The sequence below is a fragment of the Mucilaginibacter defluvii genome, from assembly GCF_039543225.1.
GTDB classification, from domain to species: domain Bacteria; phylum Bacteroidota; class Bacteroidia; order Sphingobacteriales; family Sphingobacteriaceae; genus Mucilaginibacter; species Mucilaginibacter defluvii.
Map to the genome: position 1 here is coordinate 2,085,113 of NZ_BAABJI010000002.1, position 25,560 is coordinate 2,110,672.

Here is a 25,560-nt window from a genome sequence, read left to right on the forward strand (position 1 = left end):
ATCGCCCTATAAAAACAACTAACGCCGGGCATTGCCGGCGTTATTACATTGCTATTTCGTGCCCCGGTCGTGGGTCATCAGGTAGTATCTCCATCTGCGGATAGTCAACATAGTCGGCATACCATTGTATGGCGCTTACTACATCAAGCGCGTCCTCAGATGTTATATTGATAGTTTCAAAAGCATAAAGCTTATTATGCGCGTAACCATATAGCTGTATCTCATTCTTATTCGGGGTGAATGGATCACTGCTCAGGCAAAAAACACGAACCTTGAGGCCGGTATCTCTCGAGTGGATAATATCTCGGCAAGGGTCGTTCGGATCGGTAGCTAACAAATATACGTTGTGGTCCATAATATTCTGTTAACAAAGCAAATCGGGGATAGTTTCGGGAATTTTAAACGTCAGACTTTATTTGTATAATGCAGCTTCAAGCGTTTCTACCGAAAGCGAAATTCCTTCAATAATGTATTGGGCTTGCATATAAAAACCTTCCCGCTCGGCCAGTTTGCCGGTAATAAACTCTACCAGTTCATCCCCTTTTTTGCCTTGCAGTACCGGGCGAACGGTTTTGCTGTTCTCCAGCCGGTCTGCCAGCGTTTTTGGCGATAGCTTTACATACAGGGTTTTGCCGTGAGCGTTCATCCAATCCATATTATCAAAAAAACATGGCAGGCCGCCACCGGTAGATACGATCACCTTTTCGGGATAATCTATTTCTTTCAGCATGGCTGATTCCAGCTTACGAAAGGCATCCTCACCAAAGGATGAAAAGTATTCGGCAATGCGCATCCCCGCCTTTTCTTCAAGGGCATGGTCAAGATCGATGAAATCATAGCCCAGGTGCGCGGCAAGTTTGCGGCCCCAGGTGGTTTTACCACAGCCCATAAAGCCCGTGAAAAATATGCGGTGCGGATTGTATGCTATATTATCAGTTGTAGATTGGCTCATCTATAAAAACAAAAAAATTGATCAGGCGATGGTTACACGCGGATCTATCCAAACATATAGAATATCTACCAAAATATTAATTACCACAAAAATAAAGGCGATAAATAATATGGAACCCATGATGACGGGGAAGTCCGACATTTCGAGCGCATCCACCGTTACCTTACCCAAGCCATTATAGCCAAACACGTATTCAACAAAGAATGATCCGGCCAGCAGTGAGGCAAACCAGTTGGCGATGGCTGTAATTACCGGATTAAGTGCGTTTTTTAAGGCATGACGATAAACCACCGCGTTATGGCCAAGGCCTTTGGCGCGGGCGGTGCGGATGTAATCCTGGCCCAAAACATCGAGCATGGCATTGCGGGTAAGCTGTACAATAATGGCCAGCGGGCGTAAACCCAGGGTAAGCGCGGGCAACAGGAGATTTTTAAGGGTGATCACTTCTCCCCTGAAGGGATCGTAACTATACAAACTGCCCGACATGTTGAGGCCGGTATATTTATTCAGCACAAAGCCGAACAGCCAGGCAATAATGATACCCGCGAAAAATGATGGTGCCGAGATACCCAGCGTGGAAAGGCTTATGAGCATACGGTCGACCCAGGAATTTTGATGCAGCGCGCATAACACCCCTAAAAACACACCAAAAACAATAGCGAATAGCATGGCCACTGCCGCCAGCAGCAGGGTATTGGGCAGCACATCCATCAACAGCGCCGATACATCCTTATGGGTTTGGTAAGACCGGCGCAGATAAGGCCATTTTAACGCCAGTACCTTGTTACCCCAAACGGGAATCAGCTTAACGTAGCCGTAGCGCTGCTGCTCGGCATGGCTGTTTGCGTGTATGCCCAAAGGCGAAAGATCATTCAGGTAATAAACAAACTGCATGGGCACCGGCTTGTCTAACCCGAACTCCTTGCGCACGGCCTCCAGCGATTGCACATCAGCACGCTGCCCCTGCGTCATTCGGGCAGGATCAACCGGTAAAATATTAAACAGAAAAAATACCACCACCACAATACCCAGCATTACAGCCAGGGCATAACCTGTTTTGCGGAGGAGGTAATTGATCATTATTATTATTCCTGAAAGTACGCTTTTACCAATTCATCATACGTTGGCATGGTGTGGTAATGCCATTTATTAATTACAGTACCGTTTTTTAACAACAACACACCCGGATTGGCGCGTACCATGCTTTTCAGCGGCACCCCATCGGCAAAGAAAACCTCGGTATATAGTTTATACCTTTTCTCAAGCGCCAACACATCCTGCGCCGAGTTTGAGGTAAGCAGTATGCTGCGCACGTTATAGTTTTCGGTAAGGTTAAGCGCGATGGTATTCAGCGTTCGCAGGGCTTCGTCATTGGTATGGTTCAAATCGTACGCTACAATAATGAGGTTATAAAACGGGTTGCTGATAACCTCCTGCGTATAATCATTACCCTGCATATCAGTAATGTTCAGGTCGACAATTTTGGGGGTAAAGCCTTTTTTAACCAGGCGGCTTTCAGGGTTACCCACTACTTCCCAGTTACTATCTTTCCAGATGCCGGTTTTCATGTACTCCTTATCCGTCATGGTTTTGGTTTCGCCGGTAGCTTTATTTTTCAGATTGTACGTAAGCTCGTACTCATCGGGCTTGGCACCGGGCGGCACCTTCATTTCATCGGGCAGGTTAGCACCTATTTTATACGGCAGAAAATCGATCACCGGTAAAAAGTTATAGGTATAAAAGCCAACGCCTAACGCCACCACAGTAGCAATTGCTAAAGCCACATCGCCGGGCTTGCGGCTAAATAAAGGTTTTATTTTATCAGGATTAAAAAATAATACCAGCGTTAACAACAGCAACACCAGATCCTTACCGAACGACTCCCACGGGGTAAGCGGAATGGCATCGCCAAAGCAGCCGCAGGTTTGTACTACCTTAAAAAACGCCGAGTAAAAGGTAAGGAACGCGAAGAAGATGATCAGCAGCAGCAGCCCCCAAACGGTAGTCCGGGCACGTGCGCCTATCAGCAGGGCAAAACCCATGATCATTTCGAGCGCGCAAAGTATAATGGCGATGCCTACAGCCAGGCTATCCAGAAAAGTAATGTGAAATACCTCGAAGTATTCAACCAGCTTATAGGAAAAGCCCAGTGGGTCATTCGCCTTGATTAGTCCTGAAAATATAAACAGCAGGCCAACCAGTATGCGGCATATCCAAACTAACGCGTTCTTCATTTTACTCCCAGTTTTATCAGCGCGAATACCGAATAGTTCAACATATCCTGGTAATTGGCCTTCACCCCTTCGGATGCCAGCGTTTCGCCCTGGTTGTCCTCTATCTGTTTTACACGCAGCAGTTTCATCAAAATCAGGTCGGTTAGCGAGCTAATGCGCATGTCACGCCAAGCCTCTCCGTAATCATGGTTCTTGGCAAACATCAAGTTCTTGGTTTCGTTTACATGCTCGTCAAACAAAACGCTCACCTGTTCGGCAGGCAACTCAAGCGGGGTGTCATCAGTACAATCCAGTTGCATCATGGCGATAACACAATAATTTACGATGCCGATGTATTCGCCGGTAATATCATCACCCACCTTTGATACCTTTTTTTCTTCGAGCGTGCGGATGCGCTGCGCCTTGATAAATATCTGGTCAGTAATGGATGAAATACGTAATATGCGCCAGGCAGTGCCGTAGTCGCGTGTTTTTTTAATAAAAAGATCCCGGCAAAGGGTGATAACTGCGTCGTATTCTGCTGCGGTGTTAGCCAAGGTGATGTAATGGTGCATTGTTGATACTGATAGATTGCAGAGCGCACCGTTCTCACATTGCACTTATATAGTTGCCCCATATAAGCTGTCTATCAATTAACGGATAAATACTATTTGCAAAGATATAAAGTAACTTTACATCCTCTAATGTTTGACCTACTCACCAAAAATAATGTTAAAAGATACATTTTTTAATAAAAAGGAAAGCCTCAACGCGGGCGGAAGGCTTATTGACCTGAGCACGCCAAAGGTGATGGGCATTATTAACCTTACACCCGACTCATTTTTTGCGGACAGCCGCAAACCCGCCGTTGCCGATGCCTTGCAACAGGCCGAAAGTATGCTGGCCGATGGCGCTACTTTTCTGGACCTTGGCGCTTACTCCTCGCGCCCGGGCGCTGCGGATATTAGCGTACCGGAAGAAACCGACCGCCTGATACCTGTTGTTGAAGCCATTGCTTCCGCGCTGCCGCAAGCTATTTTATCTATTGATACCTTCCGGGCGCCGGTCGCCGAGGCGGCCATAAAAGCAGGGGCGCATATTATTAATGATATATCGGGCGGGCAATTAGATGCTGATATGTTTGCTACCGTTGCCCGCTTGCAGGTGCCTTACATTTTGATGCACATGCGCGGCAATCCGCAAAATATGACTACCCTTACTGAGTATGAGGACGTGTTTGGCGAAGTGTTCGATTACTTTGTCAGCAAATACCATGAGCTGAAACAACTGGGTGTTAAAGATGTGATTTTAGACCCCGGCTTCGGCTTCGCCAAAAAAGCCGAACAAAGTTATGCCCTGCTTAACCGTATGCATGAATTTGCCACGCTTGAATTACCCGTATTGGCAGGCGTATCGCGCAAGCGCATGATCTACGGCCTGCTCGGCAATACCGCTGCCGAGGCATTGAATGGCACTACCGTATTAAATACCATCGCTTTACAAAAAGGCGCTTCTATTTTGCGGGTGCATGATGTTAAGGAGGCGGTGGAAGTGGTGAAGTTGTGGCAGGCCGTGAATGGGTAATTAATAAACCACAAAAGTACTTGTCCTAAACTTCTTTTGTGCGAACAAAAGAAGCAAAACTTAGCGTTAGCGATCTCATGAGCACCAATAAAAATAAAAAACCGCGAATAACTCGCCGGCTACGTCCTGCCCGGTGAAAGGTTATGCTTTGGCTACGCTTGTGCTACTCCGGGCATTACTGACGCCGGTTGTTGAGATTATTAATGCTTGTGCTTTTTTAGGAATGACAAACATTTTTATTTATTACAATTTGCTCCCCTTTTGAGAGGGCTGCGGAAAGGTTACTTTCGCTTACCCAACTCCATCTTCAACGTCTTCTTTGCAAACCCGTAGGTAACCGGTTTAGATATACCTGGCGAGGATCTATCCTTACCCTTCTCATCACGATAGGCAGATGGCACCCATTCGGTGCGTAACGGGCCGCAGTTTTTATGATCGTTGCTCATATATCAAATTTAAGGGATAAAAAGTCTAATCTCTACTCAATCAATCAACTTAATCAGCCATTTAGTAGGCGGTTATCTTTAAACTTTGCTATTTTCGCACCGCAATCGTTTTATAAGGTATATGGATTATCAATTTAAAGATATTGAGCAGAAATGGCAGCAGTTTTGGGCCGAAAATCAAACATTTAAGGTTGAAAACAACAGTGCGAAGCCTAAGTATTATGTAATGGACATGTTCCCTTACCCGTCAGGGGCGGGCCTGCATGTTGGGCACCCGCTGGGTTACATCGCGTCGGACATTTTTGCGCGCTACAAACGCCTGCGCGGTTTTAACGTATTGCACCCGATGGGTTACGATTCGTTTGGCTTACCTGCCGAGCAGTATGCCATACAAACCGGGCAGCATCCCTCTGTTACTACCGAAGATAACATTGCTACCTACCGCAGGCAATTGGACCAGATCGGTTTCTCGTTCGACTGGAGCCGCGAGGTACGCACCAGTTCGCCCGATTATTATAAATGGACGCAGTGGATATTTATGCAGTTGTTCAACTCCTGGTATAACAAATCTGCCGACAAGGCCGAAAGTATCGAAAAGCTGGTTCAGCATTTTGAAACATCCGGCTCCAAAGGCATTGATGCCGTAAGCGATGAAGATATCTTAACTTTTACTGCCGACGAGTGGAAGGCCCTGCCCCACAAAACACAGCAGGAAGAATTGTTAAAATACCGCCTTACCTACCTGCGCGAAAGCACCGTGAACTGGTGTGCCGCCCTGGGTACTGTTTTGGCGAACGACGAGGTAAAGGATGGCTTTAGCGAGCGTGGTGGTTACCCTGTTGAACAAAAGAAAATGATGCAGTGGAGCATGCGTATTACCGCCTATGCCGACCGCCTGTTGCAAGGTTTGGATACCATCGACTGGCCTGAACCACTTAAAGAAATGCAGCGCAACTGGATCGGTAAAAGCACAGGAGCGAGTGTGAGATTTGGTATAGATAAAACTACGCTCAAATCACCAATCACTGCCGACTATATTGAGGTTTTCACCACCCGTGTTGATACCATTTTTGGTGTTACCTTTTTGGTGATCGCACCGGAGCATGAATTGGTTGATGCCTTGACCACGCCTGCGCAAAAGGCAGACATTGATGCCTACATCACCCAAACCAAAAAGAAAAGTGAGCTTGACCGTATGGCCGATACCAAAACCGTATCGGGCGCATTTACGGGCAGCTATGTACTTAACCCATTGAACGGCGAGAAAATACCGGTTTGGATAGCTGATTACGTGTTGGCCGGTTACGGTACCGGCGCGGTAATGGCGGTGCCATCCGGCGACCAACGGGATTACTTATTCGCTAAGCACTTTAACCTGCCGATAGTACCCATTATCGATATACAAAATGTTGAAACCGAAGCCGACCCAACCAAGGAGGGCAAATACATCAACTCGGATTTCATAAACGGGTTAACCTATAAGGAAGCTACGGCTGCCGTGGTGACCAAATTGGAAGAAGCGGGCGCAGGCAAAGCAAAGGTAAACTTCAGGATGCGGGATGCCATTTTTGGCCGCCAGCGTTACTGGGGTGAGCCGGTGCCGGTATACTTTAAGGATGGTTTGCCATACCTGATCAGCGAAGCTGAATTACCGTTGCTATTACCTGAAATTGACAAATACCTGCCTACCGAAACAGGCGAGCCACCATTAGGCCGTGCAACGGATTGGAAACATCCGGAAGGTGAATATGAACTTAGCACCATGCCGGGCTGGGCAGGTTCAAGCTGGTACTGGTACCGATATATGGATACCCACAACAATCAGGTATTCGCCTCAAAAGAAGCAATTGAATACTGGAAAGACGTTGACCTGTACATTGGCGGCAGCGAGCATGCCACAGGCCACTTGCTATACAGCCGCTTTTGGAACAAATTTTTAAAGGACCTGGGGTTTGTGGTTGAAGAAGAGCCTTTTAAAAAGCTGATAAACCAGGGGATGATACAAGGCCGTAGTAACTTTGTATATCGTTTAATTGACGAAGAAGGCCGTGGCACAAACACCTTTGTGTCGCACGGATTGTTGGATCAGTATAAAACATCGCCACTGCACGTGGATGTGAATATTGTTAAGAACGACATTTTAGACTTAGATAAATTTAAAGCGTGGCGACCTGAATTTGCGGATGCAGAATTTATATTAGAGAATAACAAATACGTGTGCGGACACGAGGTAGAAAAGATGTCGAAACGTTATTATAACGTTGTTAATCCTGATGATATAGCCACTCAATACGGTGCCGACACACTGCGTATGTACGAAATGTTCCTCGGTCCGCTGGAGCAGAGCAAGCCATGGAACACCAACGGTATTGAAGGTGTGTTCAAGTTCCTGCGTAAATTCTGGCGCTTGTTTCACGATGAGCAGTGGAATTTTCGCGTAACGGATGAAGCGCCGAGCAAGCCCGAGCTGAAAGCGTTACATAAGATCATCCGCAAGGTTGAAGAAGATATTGAGCGCTTCTCGTTCAACACATCGGTATCCAGCTTCATGATAGCCGTTAACGAACTTACCGACCTGAAATGCAGTAAGCGTGCTATTTTGCAGGATCTGGTGATTATACTGGCGCCATACGCTCCGCATATCACCGAAGAGCTTTGGGCGTTGCTGGGTAATCCGGCCGGCTCCTTATCATACGCCGCTTACCCGGTGTTCAACCCGGAATATCTTGTTGAGGATGAATTTGCTTACCCGATATCCATAAACGGTAAAACAAAGATGAACCTGAACATATCGCTTAGTTTGGATCAAAAGGACGTGGAAGCCTTTGTGCTTGCAAACGCCGATGTTCAGAAATACCTTGACGGTAAAACGCCTAAAAAGCTCATCGTAGTAAAAGGAAGAATAGTAAATATTGTGGTGTAAAGCCTCACCCAAGCTCTCCTAAAAGAGAGGGGCTTTTGAAAGAAAATTTGTGTCATTTCGACGAAGGAGAAATCTATCGCTTTGCTATTGTAAGCGGACAGATTTCTCCTTCGTCGTAATGACATTTTTTTTAGGAAAATAAGTTTATCCTACTCAACCCGCTACGTTAATCCCGATCTGTTTGAGCAATAACGATGCGTTAAAGGTTTTGCATTCGCCGTGCTTAAGCTTGTAATCAAACAACATTTCGCCCTCAATTACCTGTATGTCGAAATAATAGTTGCGCACGTAAGCAGGGTACTTATCTTCGAGCCTTGCAATCTGCAAATCATGCGTTGCCACCATGCCTACCGCGTTTTTGGCTATCAGCTGCTCAATTACCGCTTTCGAGCCCAGGTATTTATCTACCGAGTTGGTACCCCGCAACATCTCATCTACCAAAAAGAAAACTTTGGGTACGGTGCCTACCGCTTTAAGCAGCATTTGTAGCCTGTCCAGTTCGGCCTTAAAGGTAGAGGTACTTTCGTTCAGCGAATCCTTAATACGCATATAGCTGAAGATATTTGCTACCGATACTTCCATAACATCCGCGCAAACCGGCGCGCCGCATAGCGCCAGCACCGTATTGATACCTATGGTACGTAAAAAGGTGCTTTTACCAGCCATGTTTGATCCGGTGATGATGTCAACCTTAAACGTATCGAGCAGCTCATAACTGTTCACTACCCTTTTGCCTGGCTGAATAAGCGGATGGCCAATATTTTTAGCGGCTAACGTGTATGCCTCTCCATCGGCAATCTGGGGCATGGCCCAGTGCGTATAATTAATATGCAGGCTCGCCAGGCTGATGAGTGCTTCATAATCAGCCAGTACCTCAAAGGCGTCGGCCAGATTTTGCTTGTTGGCACGCTTCCATTCCTCAATGGCGATGATCTGTTTTAAATCCCACAGAAAAAAGATGTTCAGCACCGCCCCTACCAGCATGTTCAACCTGCTGTTAAACTTATTTATCAGTATGGAAAGTTCCTTTATTTCTGCCGAGGTTTGTTTCTCCTTCAGCTGGTTTGATAAGCCTGCACAATAGGCTGATTGCCATTGTTCATCCTCGGCCTTTTTAAAAGCCTGCACGTATTTGCCCAGAGTAGCCCCTATTTTGCCAATCACCAGGTCCGCCTTTTTTATCTGTGCTGCACGTGATGCAACCAGTCCCAAATGCCCAAACACGGCGATAAGCCACAACAGCTTCACTCCAAAATAAGCAGATAACGCGATGGCCGCAACCGTTACAAACGGAGCCACGCGGCAATACTTTTTTATCCAGCCTTCGCCCGGCAGATCAAGCGGTATACCCAGGTATTTTACCAGGTTACTCAGCTGGGACAGGTCGGTAGTTTTGGCAAACAGCAGCAGGGCCTGCAGTTCCAGCTTCCAGTTACTTTTGCGCGATAGCTCGCGCACGGCTTCCTGACGTTGTAACATAGTTTGTTTATCAGCAGGCGCACTTAGCCAGCTTGCGAGTTTGTTATTGCCAGGCACCGTAGCCGCACGATTAATCAGATTAAATAATGACGCTTTACCGAATATATCCAGATCGGAAGTGTAAAAATGCTTATCGTTACCAAAGCGGTCGCCGTCGTCATACAGGTTGTCGTAATGCGCTATGCTCGCTACTTCATTTTCATTAATGCGCACCAGGTCGGTATAATAATCGCGTTCACGCTCAAATTCGCTTTGTCGTTTTACCAGTGCTACAAATACCAATATCAGCAGGATGGATGTAATGGCTATAACCGCAAAATTATCTATAGCTACGCCAACACTAATGCCTGCAATAAACAAGGCGAAAATGCCCAACCGCATAAGCGAATATTTATTAGCCAGCTTTTTAAAACGGTCGGCCTCCGCCTGGGCAATAGCGGCATTTTTGCGATAGGTGTTCAGTATATCCTGCATCATGGTTGAAAACAAAGCGGTAAAGTAAAGGCTTTATTTTAAAAATAACGTTATTTGTGCCGTTTTATGAAGATAACGCTTTTAACTGTCGGCAAAACTGAAGACTCCTATTTACGGGAGGGCATCGAAAAATATGTAAAGCGCCTTAAGCATTACATCAAACTGGAACTGCTCGACCTTGCGGAACTGAAGAACACCAAAGCCTTGTCGCAAGACCAGCAAAAGGCGCGCGAGGCGGAGATGATCCTTAAAAAAATCACCCCGCTTGATTATGTAATCCTACTGGATGAAAAAGGCAGCGAGCTTACCTCAACCCAGTTTGCCAATACCATAAACAAGCACATGATAGGCGCGGCAAGTCACCTGGTATTTATTGTTGGCGGGCCTTACGGTTTCGATAGTTCGGTATACCAGCGCGCTAATGATAAACTATCGCTATCGCGGATGACGTTTTCGCACCAGATGGTACGCTTGTTTTTTATTGAACAACTGTACCGGGCTTTTACAATTATCAAGGGAGAGCCATATCATCATGAATAAGTATAACTGAAACATTTGAGGCCGTTTGAGTATTAAAAAATAAATTCAGAGACCATTAATTTGCAGAAACATGGGCGCAGGGCACGATCATTCGCATCATCATCACGATCATAGCGTAAAGCTTGATCATCTGAATAAGGCATTCATTTGGGGTATAGCCCTTAACATAACCTTTGTTGTGGTTGAGGCTATAGCGGGTTTGTACAGCGGCTCTTTAGCTTTATTGACAGATGCCGGCCACAACCTGAGCGATGTTGCCAGTTTAGCATTGGCCTTACTGGCATATAAACTTACAAAAGTTAACAGTAACAAGGTGTATACTTACGGCTACAAGCGTTCAACCATACTGGTTTCCTTTTTTAACGCGGTAATATTATTTGCGGCCATCGGCGTTATTGTTTACGAGGCCATTGAGCGCTTTACCCAACCGCAAGCCATAGCCGGCGATACCATTATTTGGGTAGCGCTTACCGGCATAGCCATTAACGGCTTTACCGCCTGGCTTTTTATGAAGGATAAGGAAAAAGATCTCAACGTAAAAGGCGCCTATATGCATATGGCGATTGATGCATTGGTATCATTAGGTGTTGTGCTATCGGGCGTTGTAATTGCTTATACCGGCTGGTTTTGGCTGGATAGCGCCGTCAGCATTATTATCGCTATAGTAATATTGGTTGGTACCTGGGGACTGTTTAAAGATAGCTTGCGTTTAGAGATGGATGGCGTACCCAAGGATATGGATCTTACTGCTATTAAGGCCGAACTGTTAAAAGCCGATGGTGTAGTAGATATTCACCACGTACATGTGTGGGCCTTAAGTACTACAGAAAATGCGTTGACCGCCCACCTGGTTATTACCCCGGAAGCTGTTGACCGTTTTGATAAAATTAAACATGACCTGCGGCACCGGCTGGAGCACCTGGACATAAACCACAGCACCTTTGAGCCGGAGTTTAGCGAAAAGAAATGCGACGAACCGCAATGCTGCTAAATTAAATAGCCGCCGCCGATATTATCAGCAGCGGCTATTTTAATAAGTTATCAATTACTCAGCCTTTTTTGCTTTTGCTTTTTTGACTTTTGGTTTTTCTTCTGCGGCAGCCTCAACACCTTCGTTTTCTGCTTCAGCTACGGGCGCTTCTTCAGTAACCGGTTCTGCGGCGGTTGGCTCAGCCTCGTTGAATTGCGGCAGATCTTTCAGGAGGTTAAACCATGATACGATCTTTTTCATATCTGAAGCATAAACCTTATCCTCATCATGATCAGGCGCTACTTCTCTGAAATATTCGCGCAGCTTTTTACCATCGGCCTTTGCATCCGGCGGAGTTCCCGCCGTTTTCATACGCTCAAAAATATCTTTAAGCTTAATATCATCATCCAAACCAAAAACGGTAATCTCCTCTAAAGCCGCCAGTTTAGCGGTTGATAGGTTGGCTACCAGTTTAGTTTTTTGCGCATCAAGGCTTTCCAGTATAAAACCGGTTTTGTTTTGCGCCAGGGCTTTCCATAAACCCGGCTTGCCTGATACCGCTACTATTCCGTATAAATTCATATGTTGGTGATTGGAGATCGGAGATTAGTGATTAGTAGTTGGAGATTGGTAGTTTGTACTTTAATTACTGATCACTGACCACTAACCTCTGATCACTAAATTATTCCTCTATTACTTCAATAGTTGTTATTTTATCGCCCTGGCGGATGTCGTCAACTACGTCAACGTTCTCTATAACTTTACCAAAGCAGGTATGGTTACGATCAAGGTGCGCGGTGTTTGTGCGGCTGTGGCAGATAAAAAATTGTGAGCTGCCGGTGTTACGGCCCGCGTGTGCCATTGAAAGTACACCACGATCATGGTATTGATTTTCGCCGGTCAATTCGCAATCAATATGGTAACCTGCACCGCCGGTACCTGCCCTGTTAGCTGTTGCTGCGTCTTTTGAGAACGGGCAGCCACCCTGTACCACAAAGTTAGGGATAACACGGTGAAAGGCTATACCATCATAAAAGCCCTCTTTGGCCAGTTTTTTAAAATTAGCTACTGTATTAGGTGCATCATTGTCGTAAAACTCTACGGTCATGTTACCCTTTTCGGTTTTAATTATCGCTTTACTCATCTCTTTACTAAATAGTTTGCAAAGGTAGTAAAAAAGGGGGAAGGGTAAAGAGGTGAAAACGGAAAGGTGGTTGTTAAAGGCGAAAGCTGAAAGGCAAAAGCGGAAAGACCAAAACAAATACAATGACTATTGCCCAATGACTAATGACCACCAACAATTGACAATCAAATTATTCGTTACATTTGAATATGAACGCACGCCAAAAAAAGCTTTCACCTTTCTGCTTTCCCCTTTCAGCTTTCACCCTTCGCCTTTCGCCTTTCATCTTTAAGTTTTCTGCTATAATCGTATTTCTGCTTTCTGATTTCAGCTTAAACATAGCCAAGGCGTCATCATTGCTTATACCGATGGATGAGGAGCAGAAGGATCATCTAAAATCATACGGAATAGCTTTTTGGATTTTGCAAAACGGCGGCGAGGTTAACTGGTTGCTTAATTACCGTGGCGGCAGTTTTATGATGGCTTACAGCCAGAAAACCGAGGCTGAATGCAAAATTCGCGGCGTAAGCTACCAAGTTATTGCCGATGCAGCAGCAACCGGCATACTTAGCGAGGTGAGCGATCCATCAGTCAATATGGATGTGGTTAAGCTGCAAAAGCCACCCAAGATAGCGGTGTACTCGCCCAAGAGTAAACTACCGTGGGATGATGCCGTTACCATGGTGCTTAAATATGCCGAGATACCCTATACCGTTATTTATGATGAGGAGGTTATTAAAGGCGAGCTGCCCAAGTATGACTGGCTTCACCTGCACCACGAGGACTTCACCGGTCAGTTCAGCAAATTTTACGGCGCCTACCGGTATGAGCAATGGTACGTTAATGATGTAACCACGCAGCAGGCCACGGCGAAAAAGCTGGGCTTTAACAAAGTGTCCAAAATGAAGCTGGCCGTGGCGCAAAATATACAGAACTTTTGCGCCGGTGGCGGTTTTTTATTTGCCATGTGCGCCGGTACCGATACATTCGACATAGCGCTATCTGCCGCCGGGACAGATATTTGCGAGGCGATGTTTGATGGCGACGGTGCTGACCGAGCCGCACAAAGCAAGCTGGATTTCAGCAAAACTTTCGCCTTTCAGAATTTCAGGCTGGATATGAACCCGATCTCGCACCAGTTCAGCAATATTGATGTGAGCCAAACGCGGATGGTTGAGCGGAGCAAGGACTTTTTTACTTTATTTGATTTTTCGGCAAAGTATGATGTGGTTCCCAGCATGCTGACGCAAAACCATGATAAAGTGATCAAAGGCTTTATGGGCCTCACTACCGCTTACAACAAAGGTGTGCTAAAGCCCGGCGTTACCATTATGGGCGAAATGAAAACCGCTAACGAAGCCCGCTACATACACGGCGAATATGGCAAAGGCCAATGGACATTTTACGGTGGCCACGATCCGGAAGATTACCAGCACGCCGTAGGTGACCCACCAACCGACCTGAAACTACATCCTAACTCGCCAGGTTACCGATTAATCCTGAATAATGTGCTATTTCCGGCAGCGAATAAGAAGAAGCAAAAGACATAGTGGAGTGAGAGTCAGGAGTTAAGAAGTAAGAGTTAAGACAAATATTCATTAAATCTTCTTAACTTTTGATTCTTAATTCTTGAATCTTAAGAAAATCTATTGAAAGAACGTCCAGCTAACACCCAGCTTCAGCAACGCATCCTGCATTGGGTAGCGGTTAACGGTATAAAAACCTTTGCTGAACAGTCCCTGGTTTACGTAATCGTACTGTACAAATATGTTTACATGGTCAATAGTGCCTTTGAAAAAGGCGGTGGCTATTGGGTACGAGCTAAAAGTCACGTCAGGCCCGTTGTAAAACTGGCCTAATCCTACCGCGTATGATGGCGCTACGTAGCGCGTATTATATCGCACACTTACACCCAGGTTATTATACAGCACTTTAAACCAGGTAGACGTAAAGTAAAGGCTACCGTAGGCGTAAATTTCAGGCGTACGTAACAGATCCTGATAATCGGTTTTCTGGTAAACGCCATAAGCATCCAGATGCCATTTTCGCCAGCTGAGATTTTTACCCAGGCTCACCTTAATCATGTTGATCGGCGTACTTAATTGTGCAGGTTGTACATCATTACCCCCGGATGGCGCTATGAAATAAATATAGTCGTTAATCAGGAAGTATTCCGCTTTAAGGTCAAGCTGCAGCGGCTTATTTACGTAATTGAACGACAGGTTAGTGGTTTTTACGTTATTGAAGCTGTTGTTAAAAATGTAATGGTTGGATACCCATCGCGTCGCCGTAAGCGGTGGCGAAGCGTTTTGTTGGTAAGCGCCTAAAATTATACGGCCTACTTTATTGCTGCCGCCGATCATCAGCTTGGCATCATATAAAAAGTTACCAAAATCGCGCCCGGCCACTATTTGCCTCACGTTACCTTCCAGCAAAATACGGTCGCTTAAGCTATAACCAATACGGCCTTTAACCGTAATGTTCTGAAAAAGCTCATTCTGCATTTTATTTTTACGGATGTACAGGTTACCAAATTCGTTGGTACCGGTATCAAGCACATGCTGGGTATAGTTATACAAATCGTGCTCCAGGCCCAAATCCAGCTTAGCTTCGTTTTTGGCCGATTTGCCACGCAGGTAAAAGCTGTACGCAAAATCATTATGCAAACGGTTAACCGTCAGCGAGTCGTTTGAGCGGCGTGAGCTGAAATAATAATCCGGGAATACGTTATAAGTGTCAATGTCATCCTGCAAAAACTGGTACTTGCTGCGGGTGTAACTAAATGTATGCGTAACACGCTGCGTGGGCAGCACGGTTGCTTTGCCCTTGGTTTTTACGCTGTCAATACGGCCAATAAAGTATGATTGCTTTAAATGGAATCCGGCTGTTTTCCATTGCGTAAAGCTTTGGGGAAGGCGTACCTGCTCCAGCGTTTTATCAAACGTAGCATTGGGATCTGTAAATATGATATCATTTTTTATGATAGCGCCGCTTTCCGGTGCTTTTAAGTTATTATAAATAATATTGGCCAGCATGTTGTACCGCTTGCTCTTTGATTCGTACCATGTAAAAAATGCGGCGTTAACATCGCTTACGTTTTGCCGAAGCACGCTGTTGCTGCTGTAAAACCCTTTTGAGCCGTTAAAATTGAGGTTGAAGCCTACATTCAAACGTGGATTAACGTTTTGCGCATGCGTTATTTTAACAAACTGCTCTTTAGAGCCTCCGCTTACATAAAACAGGTTAGTGTACTGCACCCTTGCACGGTAGTAATTAATATCCTCAGGCTTGATCATGTAAGGATCGAGCGAATGTAAACCCACATCAAAGCCTATGGTTTTTGCAGGCTCAAACAACAAAGAGCGTTGCTGAATGCCGGTATAACCGCCCAAACTGATACGCGGACTGCGCGGCTGGTTTAGCGGGCCATAGTTTTCAAAGTTGCGTAAACTGGTGTCCAGCGCGAAATCCTGTGTGCTATCACCCATAAAACGCTCTGCGCTTACACGTATCCATGAGGCATCAAATACTATCGAATCTTCTTTTTCCTCTTCACGTTTACGCAGGGTATCAAGCAATGCATCGCCGCTGAGTTGTTTTTGCGGAGCGCGGTTGCTGGTATCGCGCATGTAATTAGGCGTACGCTGGCCTGGGTATTGGGTATTGCCGTTTCCATTGGTGGGGAATTGCGCAAACACGGCCTGAACGCTCAGGCTGAACAATAAAATCAGTATGTATCTCAGCTTTGCAAGCATTAGTTCCCTGCTATCAGTTCTTTTAATATCAGCGTAAGTTTCGGTTCAGACTCCTGCGCCACAGCGATGATCTCTTCTAATGATACCGGCGTAAGCACTTCCGGAAAGCCCTCATCAGTTAAAACGGATATGGCAAACACCGGCAGATCCATGTGGCGGGCTACAATTACTTCGGGCACAGTACTCATACCTACAGCATCGCCGCCAATAATACGCAGGTAACGGTATTCGGCACGGGTTTCCAGGTTAGGGCCGGTTACCGCAACATAAACTCCCTTATGGCATATAATATTGTTGGCCGACGCAATGTTGAGTGCTTTCTCAATCAGATCGATACGGTAAGGCTGGCTCATATCCGGAAAACGCGGGCCAAGATCAGAATCATTACGCCCGATCAGCGGGTTTTGCGGCTGAAGGTTAATGTGATCTTCAATCACCATCAGGTCGCCTTTTTTAAAGCCTGGGTTTAACGAGCCGCTGGCGTTTGATACGTACAGGGTTTTAATACCCAGCATTTTCATCACTCTTACCGGGAAGGTGATCTGCTGCATATTATACCCTTCGTAATAGTGCAGCCTGCCCTGCATGGCCACCACGTTAACGCCACCCAGTTTACCAAATATCAGTTTGCCCGAATGAAATTCTACGGTTGATATCGGGAAGTCGGGTATATTGGCGTACATCAGTTGTTTTTCAACCGCAATCTCGTTTACCAAACCACCTAAGCCGGTACCTAAAATAATACCTGCCTCGGGTACAAAATCGCCAATACGGCTTTTAATGTATGCTGTTGTGCGATGAATATTCTCTAACATAATTTTTTATAAGGCCGGCAAATTCCTGTTCGCCATCAATAAATTTAACACCTATGGGCAACACTAAAAATGGCAGTTGGTTAACCAGCGGCAGCAGTTGCTGTTCACCTAAACGTTGCGCATCCTTTTCTGTTGTGATAAGCAGCTTTTTTTCTGCCGTGCATGCCTTAAATTCATCAGCAAGTTTACTTATATTTTTTAAGCTGAACTGATGATGGTCAGCATATTTATGATGAATTATTTTTGTAGTAATGCCTTGCAGATGCTGTAAAAGCGGTGTAGTATTAGCAATGCCACTCAACAAAAACACCGTTGTATGCGCATCTATAACATCAGCAGCTATCGCACCACCTAGCGTTTGCAGCGACTGGTAAGCTATGGATGTAAAATAAACCTTTTGAAATGCGAAGGGCTTTAAGCGTTCCACAAGTTGTTCCCTGTCATTCAGGGTAAGCGTGTGCGGGCATTTGCTCACTATCAATACATCAGCACGCCAGCGGCCAACAAACGGTTCGCGCAGGTTACCCGCGGGCAACATTAAACGGGGCTCGTTGATCCGGGTATAATCAAACAACAAAATGCTGAAGCCCGGCTTTACCGCGCGGTGCTGGTAAGCATCATCCAGTATAACCAGATCATGCGCCGGCATCAGCTTTTTAATGCCCGTTACCCTGTCGGCACAAACCGCCACGGTAACATCAGCAAACTTATTTTTAAACTGGGCAGGCTCATCTCCTACTGCTGTAGCGGTTGCATCCGGGCTTGCCTCCAGGTAGCCCTGCGTTGAGCGGCCATAGCCCCGGCTCAGAGTGGCAACTTTGTATTCGTGCTTTAATAAACGGATCAGATACTCCGTCATCGGGCTTTTACCGGCGCCGCCTACATCCAGGTTGCCCACACAAATAACCGGAAAGTTGAACAACGTGCTTTTTAACAAGCCGGCATCGTAAAACCAGTTACGTATGCTTACCACCAGCCCGTAAATAAGCGATAACGGAAATAATAACCAGCGCAAATATTTCATACTAAGCCGTAAAGATAATTAAAAGGCGTTGCTTAATATAAGTAAGCTGATTGCGCCGGTAAAGATTTATCCTGCCAAAGCCTGACATTTTAATAATTTTTTAATGTATAATTGCGTTTATAACACCTAACCAATTGAGTAAAACCCTCCGTTGTTTACATTTTATTACAGCATGAAAGTCAAGGAGTTCAAGATTTTAACCGCAATGCTTTTCATCGCTATCTTTTTTTCAAAGATGGTGATATCAGTAGCGCCGGTTATTTTCCATCTTGACAATAAGGTTGTAAAAGCGGTGATTATGCAGTTAGAAGACGAAAGCAAGGAAAAAGACACCGCCGAGAAAGATCTCTGTAAAGAAAAAAAATCGTTCGACGAGTACTATACCCAACTGGTTCGCTTAAAGCTGCATGTATTTGAGCTTAACATTCTTCATAATCAGGAAACCCTGATATACCATTACGCTTACGCCCCTGTAATACTTACTCCCCCGCCAAACGCTTAAGCAGCGATGCAATTTCTATGGGTGCGCTATGCTTTTAGGTAAGTACGGCAAACCTTTTCTTTTATAACACACCACAACCCAGTTTTACCATTTATGAATCAGCATGAACACACCGCTGGCGCTGCAGGCATTTTTGATCTGCACAAGTATTTTTTAGCTAAAAACCTGAAGCGGGACCTGCCTGCCAGTATCGTTGTATTTTTAGTTGCCCTGCCCTTGTGCCTGGGTATAGCGCTGGCATCGGGCGCGCCACTTTTCGCGGGTTTGCTAACCGGCATCATCGGCGGCATAGTAGTGGGCATAGCCAGCGGCTCGCAACTTAGCGTTGCCGGGCCAGCCGCCGGGCTTACCGTTATTGTGCTTAACGCCATTGCCACACTCGGCTCTTACGAAACCTTTTTGTTAAGCATTGTTATTGCCGGATGCATGCAAATCATGCTCGGGTTGATAAAGGCCGGCACCATAGGCAACTATTTTCCGTCAGCTGTAATTGAGGGTATGCTGGCGGCTATCGGCATCATCCTGATCATGAAACAGTTTCCGCACGCGGTTGGTTACGACGCGGATTACGAAGGCGACGAAAGCTTTTCACAAGCCGATCAGCATAATACTTTTTCAGAAATGATGCTGGCGGTATCAAAAATCAATTACGGCGCGGTAATCATCAGCGTAGTATCATTACTGATACTCATTTACTGGCCAAAATTTAAAAAACTGGCCATTGTACCCGCGCCGCTGCTGGTAGTAATTATCGGGATCGCCTTTACCGCAGCATTTGCAGGAACCGGCTTTGCCCTGCTCGATAAGCAATTTGTTAACATCCCCATTGTAAAAAGCGGCGGTGAGTTTTTTAGTCTTTTCAAATCGCCCAACTTTAGCGACCTGGCCAATAAAAACGTTTGGATAGTAGCCGCCACTATTGCCATTGTCGCCAGCCTGGAGAGCCTACTAAGCCTGGAAGCTGTTGATAAGATAGACCCGATAAAGCGCGTATCGCCTACCAATCGCGAGCTGGTAGCGCAAGGGATTGGTAACGTGGTAAGCGGTATGTTGGGCGGTATGCCCATGACGGCTGTAATCGTGCGCTCATCAGCCAACGTAAATTCGGGTGCGCGTACCAAAGTTAGCGCTATAGTGCATGGCGTTTTACTGCTGCTGTCATTACTGTTTATCCCGAGGCTGATCAACATGATACCGCTGTCGTGCCTGGCCGCGATCCTGCTGATGACAGGTTATAAACTCACCCGTGTCGAACTCTTCAGGCACGTGTGGCGCAAGGGGCTTTCGCAATTCATCCCCTTTGTGGTTACTATTATAGCCGTAGTATTTACCGATTTGCTTAAAGGTGTTGGTATTGGTATGCTGATAGGTATATTTTATATATTGCGCACCAACCTGCGCAACCCTTACTTTTATCGAATAATTAAGAATAACGAAGGCAAAAAAACCATCCACATCCGCCTGGCCGAAGAGGTGTCCTTTTTAAACAAGGCAGCCATACAAGTAACCCTCACCAGTTTGCCCGAAGGCAGCGATGTATTGATAGACGGATCAAACTCGAGATATATTGATCCGGACGTGCTTGAAACCATACACAACTTTAAGCACAACGCCTACACAAAAGGCATTATAGTGCAATTGCAGGATATTAAGGAAAGATATGACGTACCTAAGCTGAAGGAGCTGATTTATAAACCCTGAGACTAACAATTTGAAAGCTGTAGTAAACATTTTAAAGCACGTAACTGTTCAATACTCACCATATTTAGATTTATGGCGATGCCACTAAAACAAGCAAGAATACGTATACAAAAACCGTTGATGCTATCGTTAGCAACAACAATGGAGTGTTTGGGCACCAGGCCTGCAACGCTTTTCAATTTTATACTATTACCGTCAATAAAAAATAAACAAAGCAACATCTTAAACTAATTAATAAAAAAACCATGTGTGCACACAAATCATCAGAACTACACGACACAAGCCATATAACCTACGAAGGCTTGCTTGAAGGCAATAAACAATTTGTAGCCGATACGCTTAAACTTGACCCGGAATATTTTGACAAGCTGGCCAACGGCCAAAAGCCGCCGGTACTTTGGATTGGCTGTGCCGATAGCCGCGTACCAGCAAACCAGATAACGCATACCCAGCCGGGCGAAATATTTGTTCATCGTAACATTGCCAATATGGTAATACATACAGATATGAATATGCTCAGCGTGCTCGACTATGCCGTTAACGTACTTAAAATTAAGCATGTAATTGTTACCGGCCACTACGGCTGCGGTGGTGTTTTGGCCGCTATGGGCAATACTTCTGTAGGTATTATTGATAATTGGCTGCGCCACATTAAGGATGTTTACCGCTTGCATGCTTCAGAACTTAACGCTATTGAAGACGAGAATAAACGCGGCGACAGGCTGGTTGAATTAAACGTTATTGAGAACGTAAGCAACCTTTGCAAAACCTCGATAGTACAAAACGCCTGGAAAAACGGGCAGGACCTGAGCGTACACGGCTGGGTTTACGCTCTGAACACCGGCTTAATTACCGATTTAAAGGTGAGCCAAAGCTCAAACTCAAACTTGGAAGAAGTGTTTAAGTTTGTTTTATAAACTGGAATCACCTTAAAAAACGTCATTGCTTGTTTATTGCAATGACGTTTTTTATGCGTTATGGCTTAGGATATACATAGTTATCTTTCGCCCATTTATGCCATTGACTGCTTAGCCGGGCAACTTCTGCCGGGTGTAAAGCGGCAAGGTCATTCAGTTCCGCTTCATCTTTATTAATAGCATACAGATGCCAGGTCGTATCGTTTCCGCTGTGCGATACGAGTTTCCAATCTTTATATCGTACATACCGTGCTCCAAAATGCTCATTAAACAATGGTTCGTCTGCAGTAGGCTTACCTTTGAACGAGGTGGCAAAACTGTGGCTTTGCGTTGGCAATACATTATGCCCTTTGTATGTTTTAGGATATTTTGCCTTGGCCAAATCCATAAACGTAGCCATAAAATCCTTTACATGCCCCATTTGCGCCGATATGCTGCCACCCTTCATTTTTATGCCTTTTGGCCAGTAGGATACCATCGGCGTGCGCACTCCGCCTTCGTATGATTGTGCTTTCCAAAATTGGTAGGGCGTATTGGCAACATTAGCCCAGCGCTGTCCTATAGACGCATACGATGTTTGTTTGCCGGGGATGATGGTCTTTTTCATATCGTAAACTATAGGCTGGCCGGTGCGGGTTTGGTCGGGGCGGTCAAACCCCGGGCCGTAGGCAGTACAGTTTTCGTTGCTTGCGCCGTTATCGCTCAAAAACACGATCAATGTATTTTCCAACTGTCCGGTCTCCTTCAGTGCCTGTATCACCCGGCCTATACCCTGATCCATCCGGTCTATCATGGCGGCATGTACGGCCATAGCGGCGGCATCCCATTCTTTATCCGGGTTGTTCTCCCACTTCAAATTGTTATCCCAGCGCGGTGAGAGTGGTGTTGTTTTCGGGTCGATCAATCCAGCTTTTACCATCTTATCGTATCGCGCTTTACGGATGGCATCCCAACCTACTTTATAAGTATCCTTGTATTTAGCTATATCTTCAGGCAACGCCATCAGCGGCCAGTGTGGCGCATTTTCAGCAAGGTATAAAAAGAATGGCTTTTTATTTTTAGCCATCTGCCTTACGTATGATGCCGCCGTATCGTTAATGGCATCGGTATGGTAATAGTTTTTTGGCACCTTCCTAACCGGCTCGGTACCGTTTACCAAACTGAAAGGGTCAAAAAAATCAACCACACCCCAAATTGTGCCATAAAACTTATCAAACCCCCTGCTGATTGGGTATTGTTCAATAGGCGAAAATGTGGGTTGATAGGTTTGATGATTCAGCCATTTCATCTGCTCTTTCGGGTCTTTTAATCCCGGCGTGTTCGATACATGCCACTTGCCCGACATGGCCGTTTGGTAGCCCGCCTGTTTTAATACCTCGGCAATAGTTACGGCGTTGTCTGACAAATGGCCGAGATAGCCCGGTTCATCTTCTGCTTCCGTCATGTTGCCAATGCCCGCACGTTGATTATACAAACCTGTAAGCAACGAGGCACGCGTAGGGCAGCACCTGGAAGTATTGTAAAACCTTGTGTACCGTATGCCATTCTTCGCCAAAAAATCAATATTGGGCGTGCTGATCTCAGAGCCGTAACAGCCGATATCTGAATAACCCAAGTCATCGGCCAGGATCACCACAATATTTGGCCGATCGTTAGCAGCGGTACTTACCAACGAAGGCGCCGGTTTAAAAAAAATGAGGGTTGATGCCAGCCCTATCAGCAAGGCCGATCCAAAAAACCATTTCATAGTATAATGTTAGAGTTGAACAATATTCTGTTATTTATCACGCACACATCTAAAGCCCACATGCTCGGTACTGCTATCTTCGGTGTTCTTCATCCGTCGTGCAACGCGATAGCCCGAGCAATAACTATCGTTGCATAAAAATGATCCGCCGCGTATTACACGCTTAACCGCATAAGGTTCATCAGGATCGTAGCTTTTGGCGGGTCCCTTTGGGTTACCTACACCGGCAGGTTTATTTATGGTTTGATAGTAGGTGTTGTTGTACAGATCGGCACACCACTCCCACACATTGCCTGCCATATCAAATAGCTTATAAGGGTTTGGCGCAAAGCTGCTCACCGGTGCCAGGCGCTCAAACTTATCAGCTACGGTGTTCTTCCAGGGAAACTCGCCCTGCCAGCTGTTAGTTTTTGGCTTCCCTTTATCTACCGGCTCGTTACCCCAGGGATAGATGTTGTTTTGCCTGCCACCCCTTGCCGCCCACTCCCACTCTGCTTCGGTAGGTAAACGCTTTCCGGCCCATTTACAGTAGGCCTGTGCATCGTAATAGCTTATCTGCACCACAGGGTAAGTATCCTTGCCTGTAATATTGCTCTTAGGCCCTTGCGGGTGTTTCCAGTCGGCACCGGGCACCCAGGCCCACCATTGGGCATAGTTGTCCAGCTGTACCGGATAACTGGGCGGGGTAAATACCAGAGATGCCGGCACCAGCATACTTTCATCGGGTTTGGGCGTACTGGGTGGCAGTTGCTTTTTCAGCTCGTTCCAGTCGGGTTTGCGTTCGGCGGTTGTAATGTAACCGGTAGCTTTTACAAACCAGGCAAACTGCGCGTTGGTTACCTCGGTGGCATCCATCCAAAAGCCGCTAACCGTTACCTTGTGTTTGGGATATTCATCATCAGCAGCCTGGTTGTTATCACCGCCCATGCTAAAGGTTCCGCCTTTAATGAACACCATACCGGCATGGCTTTTTAACACTCCTGTATCGGCAATTTTTTGGCTGCCCATACCAGCTATACCAAACCTCGATGGCATGTTTGATTGGCAGCATAACGCCTTTTTTTTTGGAGATGCCTTTTTATTAACTTGCTTATTTTGCGGCTTGGAGATACAGCCTTCCAGAAAAAACAAACAAATAGCAAGGGCAACTGCAAAAAATTGCTTTTTCGCTTTATTCAATTCGTATAGTTTTGCTTAAATGGTTAACGGCAATTAAATTGTCGCACCACTAATATATAAAACTATGTATGGTTACAGCTTCAAAATGTGTATTTATGCTGTTACGTGCACCAACACGTTATACGCTTGTTCGCTGGAGTAGTTTTTATTTGTAGTTTTAAGATCGAATGTTCAGGGCAGCTACCATAAAAGATATTGCTAAGGCACTCGGTATTTCACCGTCCACCGTGTCGCGGGCCTTAAGCGACAGTTACGAAATCAGCGCCGAAACCAAAAAAAAGGTAATCGATTATGCCCGCCAGATCAACTACCAGGGCAACCCGGTAGCGCAAAGCCTGCGTAACAAGCGCAGTAATTCCATTGGTGTTTTGGTGGCCGATGTAGCTAACAGCTTTTTTTCACAGGTTATAAACGGTATCGAGTCGGTAGCTTATGAAAGCGGATACAACATCATTATATCGCAAAGCCATGAAGAATATGAGCGCGAAAAGGCCAATATGCAGCACCTGGCCAACCGTTCGGTTGATGGCTTGCTGATGTCGTTATCAGCGCAAACGACCGACTACGCGCACATCCGAGAACTCCACCAGCAAGGGCTACCCATTGTTTTCTTTGATCGCATACTGGATGAAATAGAAACGCACCGCGTAAGCAGCGACAATTTTAAAACATCGTACAACGTAATAAAACAGCTCACAGATAAGGGATATCAACGCATAGCTATACTGGCCAGTACACCGCAGATATCCATTACAACCGAAAGGGTAAATGGCTATAAGCAGGCACTTGCTGATAATAACATCAGCGTTGATGAAAGCCTGATTAAATACTGCTACCGTGGCGGCCGTGATGCGGACGAAATAACCCAGGCCTTAATCGCCCTGTTTAATGCCGGCAACAAACCTGATGCCCTTTTTATAGCAAGTGACCTGGTAAGCACTGCCAGCATACGTGCCCTAAACCGCATCAGCTACCCGGAAAACCTGGTTATTGTTGGCTATTCAAACGCCGATGTTATTGATCTGCTTACACCACGCATCTCCTACATCCGGCAACCCGCATTCGCGATGGGGCAGATAGCCACGCAAATGCTTATTAAACTGATTGAAAGCACCTACCCGGTTTACGAGTTTGAAACCCGTTTGCTGGATGCCGAGATCATCTGGCAATAAAAAAGCAGGCCATTTACAGCCTGCCTTTCCAATTATTAACGACA

The 25,560-nt window shown here is 45.8% G+C and carries 23 protein-coding genes; 9 read left to right on the forward strand and 14 right to left on the reverse strand.

Going from position 1 to position 25,560, the window contains the following annotated elements; all coding sequences use genetic code 11:
- Nucleotides 1-43: 43 nt before the first annotated feature.
- Genes ABD960_RS15510 through ABD960_RS15530 form a run of 5 tightly spaced genes read right to left on the reverse strand, consistent with a single transcriptional unit; the run spans nucleotide 44 to nucleotide 3,740 of the window.
- Nucleotides 44-355, reverse strand: coding sequence for a hypothetical protein (locus ABD960_RS15510; RefSeq protein ID WP_345332131.1), 312 nt, complete (start codon nucleotides 353-355; stop codon nucleotides 44-46).
- A 57-nt stretch (nucleotides 356-412) separates the two neighbouring features.
- Nucleotides 413-952 carry a shikimate kinase gene (locus tag ABD960_RS15515; protein WP_345332133.1) on the reverse strand — a complete coding sequence of 180 codons (540 nt, stop codon included), beginning with the start codon at nucleotides 950-952 and terminating at the stop codon, nucleotides 413-415.
- A 21-nt stretch (nucleotides 953-973) separates the two neighbouring features.
- Entirely contained in the window at nucleotides 974-2,032 is a 1,059-nt protein-coding gene (locus ABD960_RS15520) for an ABC transporter permease (RefSeq protein ID WP_345332135.1), read from the reverse strand.
- 5 nt (nucleotides 2,033-2,037) lie between these two features.
- Nucleotides 2,038-3,186: a BT_3928 family protein gene (locus tag ABD960_RS15525; RefSeq protein ID WP_345332137.1), complete on the reverse strand. Its 1,149-nt coding sequence runs from the start codon at nucleotides 3,184-3,186 to the stop codon at nucleotides 2,038-2,040.
- Nucleotides 3,183-3,740, reverse strand: a complete 558-nt coding sequence (locus tag ABD960_RS15530; protein WP_345332139.1) for a DUF1599 domain-containing protein — start codon at nucleotides 3,738-3,740, stop codon at nucleotides 3,183-3,185. The genes ABD960_RS15525 and ABD960_RS15530 overlap by 4 nt, the downstream gene beginning before the upstream one ends.
- A gap of 154 nt (nucleotides 3,741-3,894) precedes the next feature.
- On the opposite strand from ABD960_RS15530, the gene folP reads away from it, so the two are divergent.
- Entirely contained in the window at nucleotides 3,895-4,749 is an 855-nt protein-coding gene (folP, locus tag ABD960_RS15535) for a dihydropteroate synthase (protein ID WP_345332141.1), read from the forward strand.
- 281 nt (nucleotides 4,750-5,030) lie between these two features.
- Here folP and ABD960_RS15540 read toward each other — a convergent pair whose 3' ends face one another.
- Nucleotides 5,031-5,195, reverse strand: coding sequence for a hypothetical protein (locus tag ABD960_RS15540; RefSeq protein ID WP_345332143.1), 165 nt, complete (start codon nucleotides 5,193-5,195; stop codon nucleotides 5,031-5,033).
- 121 nt (nucleotides 5,196-5,316) lie between these two features.
- Here ABD960_RS15540 and leuS point away from each other — a divergent pair, with 121 nt between their 5' ends.
- Complete coding sequence (gene leuS, locus ABD960_RS15545) at nucleotides 5,317-8,118, forward strand: leucine--tRNA ligase (protein WP_345332145.1); 2,802 nt, start codon at nucleotides 5,317-5,319, stop codon at nucleotides 8,116-8,118.
- Nucleotides 8,119-8,271: 153 nt separating this feature from the next.
- Here the strand turns inward: leuS and ABD960_RS15550 are convergent, their stop codons facing one another.
- Nucleotides 8,272-10,074 carry a MutS-related protein gene (locus ABD960_RS15550; protein ID WP_345332147.1) on the reverse strand — a complete coding sequence of 601 codons (1,803 nt, stop codon included), beginning with the start codon at nucleotides 10,072-10,074 and terminating at the stop codon, nucleotides 8,272-8,274.
- Between the two features lie 63 nt (nucleotides 10,075-10,137).
- Between ABD960_RS15550 and rlmH the strand changes: the two genes are divergently transcribed.
- Complete coding sequence (gene rlmH, locus ABD960_RS15555) at nucleotides 10,138-10,611, forward strand: 23S rRNA (pseudouridine(1915)-N(3))-methyltransferase RlmH (protein WP_345332148.1); 474 nt, start codon at nucleotides 10,138-10,140, stop codon at nucleotides 10,609-10,611.
- A gap of 70 nt (nucleotides 10,612-10,681) precedes the next feature.
- Entirely contained in the window at nucleotides 10,682-11,602 is a 921-nt protein-coding gene (locus ABD960_RS15560) for a cation diffusion facilitator family transporter (protein ID WP_345332150.1), read from the forward strand.
- 54 nt (nucleotides 11,603-11,656) lie between these two features.
- Here ABD960_RS15560 and ABD960_RS15565 read toward each other — a convergent pair whose 3' ends face one another.
- Together ABD960_RS15565 and ABD960_RS15570 are read right to left on the reverse strand one after the other, a co-directional pair.
- Nucleotides 11,657-12,163 (reverse strand): DUF5606 family protein, encoded by a 507-nt coding sequence (locus tag ABD960_RS15565; protein ID WP_345332152.1) that lies wholly within the window; start codon nucleotides 12,161-12,163, stop codon nucleotides 11,657-11,659.
- A gap of 100 nt (nucleotides 12,164-12,263) precedes the next feature.
- Entirely contained in the window at nucleotides 12,264-12,725 is a 462-nt protein-coding gene (locus tag ABD960_RS15570) for a peptidylprolyl isomerase (protein WP_232177070.1), read from the reverse strand.
- Between the two features lie 347 nt (nucleotides 12,726-13,072).
- Here ABD960_RS15570 and ABD960_RS15575 point away from each other — a divergent pair, with 347 nt between their 5' ends.
- Complete coding sequence (locus tag ABD960_RS15575) at nucleotides 13,073-14,254, forward strand: asparagine synthetase B (protein ID WP_345332851.1); 1,182 nt, start codon at nucleotides 13,073-13,075, stop codon at nucleotides 14,252-14,254.
- A gap of 96 nt (nucleotides 14,255-14,350) precedes the next feature.
- On the opposite strand, the gene ABD960_RS15580 is transcribed toward ABD960_RS15575, so the two are convergent.
- From ABD960_RS15580 to lpxK, 3 genes are read right to left on the reverse strand one after another with little or no spacing between them, the layout of a single operon-like run.
- Complete coding sequence (locus ABD960_RS15580; protein ID WP_345332155.1) at nucleotides 14,351-16,459, reverse strand: putative porin; 2,109 nt, start codon at nucleotides 16,457-16,459, stop codon at nucleotides 14,351-14,353.
- Complete coding sequence (locus ABD960_RS15585; RefSeq protein ID WP_345332157.1) at nucleotides 16,459-17,274, reverse strand: purine-nucleoside phosphorylase; 816 nt, start codon at nucleotides 17,272-17,274, stop codon at nucleotides 16,459-16,461. Before ABD960_RS15585 ends, ABD960_RS15580 begins: the two co-directional genes overlap by 1 nt.
- Complete coding sequence (gene lpxK, locus ABD960_RS15590; protein WP_345332159.1) at nucleotides 17,237-18,298, reverse strand: tetraacyldisaccharide 4'-kinase; 1,062 nt, start codon at nucleotides 18,296-18,298, stop codon at nucleotides 17,237-17,239. The genes ABD960_RS15585 and lpxK overlap by 38 nt, the downstream gene beginning before the upstream one ends.
- A gap of 172 nt (nucleotides 18,299-18,470) precedes the next feature.
- On the opposite strand from lpxK, the gene ABD960_RS15595 reads away from it, so the two are divergent.
- The 3 genes from ABD960_RS15595 (at nucleotide 18,471) to can (ending at nucleotide 21,418) form a co-directional block, all read left to right on the forward strand.
- Nucleotides 18,471-18,800: a hypothetical protein gene (locus tag ABD960_RS15595; protein WP_345332161.1), complete on the forward strand. Its 330-nt coding sequence runs from the start codon at nucleotides 18,471-18,473 to the stop codon at nucleotides 18,798-18,800.
- A gap of 93 nt (nucleotides 18,801-18,893) precedes the next feature.
- Nucleotides 18,894-20,501 (forward strand): SulP family inorganic anion transporter, encoded by a 1,608-nt coding sequence (locus ABD960_RS15600; RefSeq protein ID WP_345332163.1) that lies wholly within the window; start codon nucleotides 18,894-18,896, stop codon nucleotides 20,499-20,501.
- 245 nt (nucleotides 20,502-20,746) lie between these two features.
- Nucleotides 20,747-21,418 (forward strand): carbonate dehydratase, encoded by a 672-nt coding sequence (gene can / locus ABD960_RS15605; RefSeq protein WP_345332165.1) that lies wholly within the window; start codon nucleotides 20,747-20,749, stop codon nucleotides 21,416-21,418.
- Nucleotides 21,419-21,476: 58 nt separating this feature from the next.
- Here the strand turns inward: can and ABD960_RS15610 are convergent, their stop codons facing one another.
- On the reverse strand, nucleotides 21,477-23,165 hold the full coding sequence (locus tag ABD960_RS15610; RefSeq protein WP_345332167.1) for an arylsulfatase: 1,689 nt from the start codon (nucleotides 23,163-23,165) through the stop codon (nucleotides 21,477-21,479).
- Nucleotides 23,166-23,195: 30 nt separating this feature from the next.
- Nucleotides 23,196-24,344 carry a formylglycine-generating enzyme family protein gene (locus tag ABD960_RS15615; RefSeq protein WP_345332169.1) on the reverse strand — a complete coding sequence of 383 codons (1,149 nt, stop codon included), beginning with the start codon at nucleotides 24,342-24,344 and terminating at the stop codon, nucleotides 23,196-23,198.
- A gap of 167 nt (nucleotides 24,345-24,511) precedes the next feature.
- Between ABD960_RS15615 and ABD960_RS15620 the strand changes: the two genes are divergently transcribed.
- Nucleotides 24,512-25,516 (forward strand): LacI family DNA-binding transcriptional regulator, encoded by a 1,005-nt coding sequence (locus tag ABD960_RS15620; RefSeq protein ID WP_345332171.1) that lies wholly within the window; start codon nucleotides 24,512-24,514, stop codon nucleotides 25,514-25,516.
- The last annotated feature ends 44 nt before the right edge of the window (nucleotides 25,517-25,560 follow it).

Coding starts and splice junctions, on each gene's coding strand:
- ABD960_RS15570 (WP_232177070.1), bottom strand. CDS start 12,725: ATGAGTAAAGCGATAATTAAAACCGAAAAGGGTAACATGACCGTAGAG.
- ABD960_RS15560 (WP_345332150.1), top strand. CDS start 10,682: ATGGGCGCAGGGCACGATCATTCGCATCATCATCACGATCATAGCGTA.
- ABD960_RS15515 (WP_345332133.1), bottom strand. CDS start 952: ATGAGCCAATCTACAACTGATAATATAGCATACAATCCGCACCGCATA.
- leuS (WP_345332145.1), top strand. CDS start 5,317: ATGGATTATCAATTTAAAGATATTGAGCAGAAATGGCAGCAGTTTTGG.
- ABD960_RS15540 (WP_345332143.1), bottom strand. CDS start 5,195: ATGAGCAACGATCATAAAAACTGCGGCCCGTTACGCACCGAATGGGTG.
- ABD960_RS15550 (WP_345332147.1), bottom strand. CDS start 10,074: ATGATGCAGGATATACTGAACACCTATCGCAAAAATGCCGCTATTGCC.
- can (WP_345332165.1), top strand. CDS start 20,747: ATGTGTGCACACAAATCATCAGAACTACACGACACAAGCCATATAACC.
- ABD960_RS15580 (WP_345332155.1), bottom strand. CDS start 16,459: ATGCTTGCAAAGCTGAGATACATACTGATTTTATTGTTCAGCCTGAGC.
- ABD960_RS15595 (WP_345332161.1), top strand. CDS start 18,471: ATGAAAGTCAAGGAGTTCAAGATTTTAACCGCAATGCTTTTCATCGCT.
- ABD960_RS15525 (WP_345332137.1), bottom strand. CDS start 3,186: ATGAAGAACGCGTTAGTTTGGATATGCCGCATACTGGTTGGCCTGCTG.
- rlmH (WP_345332148.1), top strand. CDS start 10,138: ATGAAGATAACGCTTTTAACTGTCGGCAAAACTGAAGACTCCTATTTA.
- ABD960_RS15520 (WP_345332135.1), bottom strand. CDS start 2,032: ATGATCAATTACCTCCTCCGCAAAACAGGTTATGCCCTGGCTGTAATG.
- ABD960_RS15510 (WP_345332131.1), bottom strand. CDS start 355: ATGGACCACAACGTATATTTGTTAGCTACCGATCCGAACGACCCTTGC.
- folP (WP_345332141.1), top strand. CDS start 3,895: ATGTTAAAAGATACATTTTTTAATAAAAAGGAAAGCCTCAACGCGGGC.
- ABD960_RS15575 (WP_345332851.1), top strand. CDS start 13,073: ATGGATGAGGAGCAGAAGGATCATCTAAAATCATACGGAATAGCTTTT.
- ABD960_RS15600 (WP_345332163.1), top strand. CDS start 18,894: ATGAATCAGCATGAACACACCGCTGGCGCTGCAGGCATTTTTGATCTG.
- ABD960_RS15585 (WP_345332157.1), bottom strand. CDS start 17,274: ATGTTAGAGAATATTCATCGCACAACAGCATACATTAAAAGCCGTATT.
- ABD960_RS15530 (WP_345332139.1), bottom strand. CDS start 3,740: ATGCACCATTACATCACCTTGGCTAACACCGCAGCAGAATACGACGCA.
- ABD960_RS15565 (WP_345332152.1), bottom strand. CDS start 12,163: ATGAATTTATACGGAATAGTAGCGGTATCAGGCAAGCCGGGTTTATGG.
- ABD960_RS15620 (WP_345332171.1), top strand. CDS start 24,512: ATGTTCAGGGCAGCTACCATAAAAGATATTGCTAAGGCACTCGGTATT.
- ABD960_RS15610 (WP_345332167.1), bottom strand. CDS start 23,165: ATGAAATGGTTTTTTGGATCGGCCTTGCTGATAGGGCTGGCATCAACC.
- lpxK (WP_345332159.1), bottom strand. CDS start 18,298: ATGAAATATTTGCGCTGGTTATTATTTCCGTTATCGCTTATTTACGGG.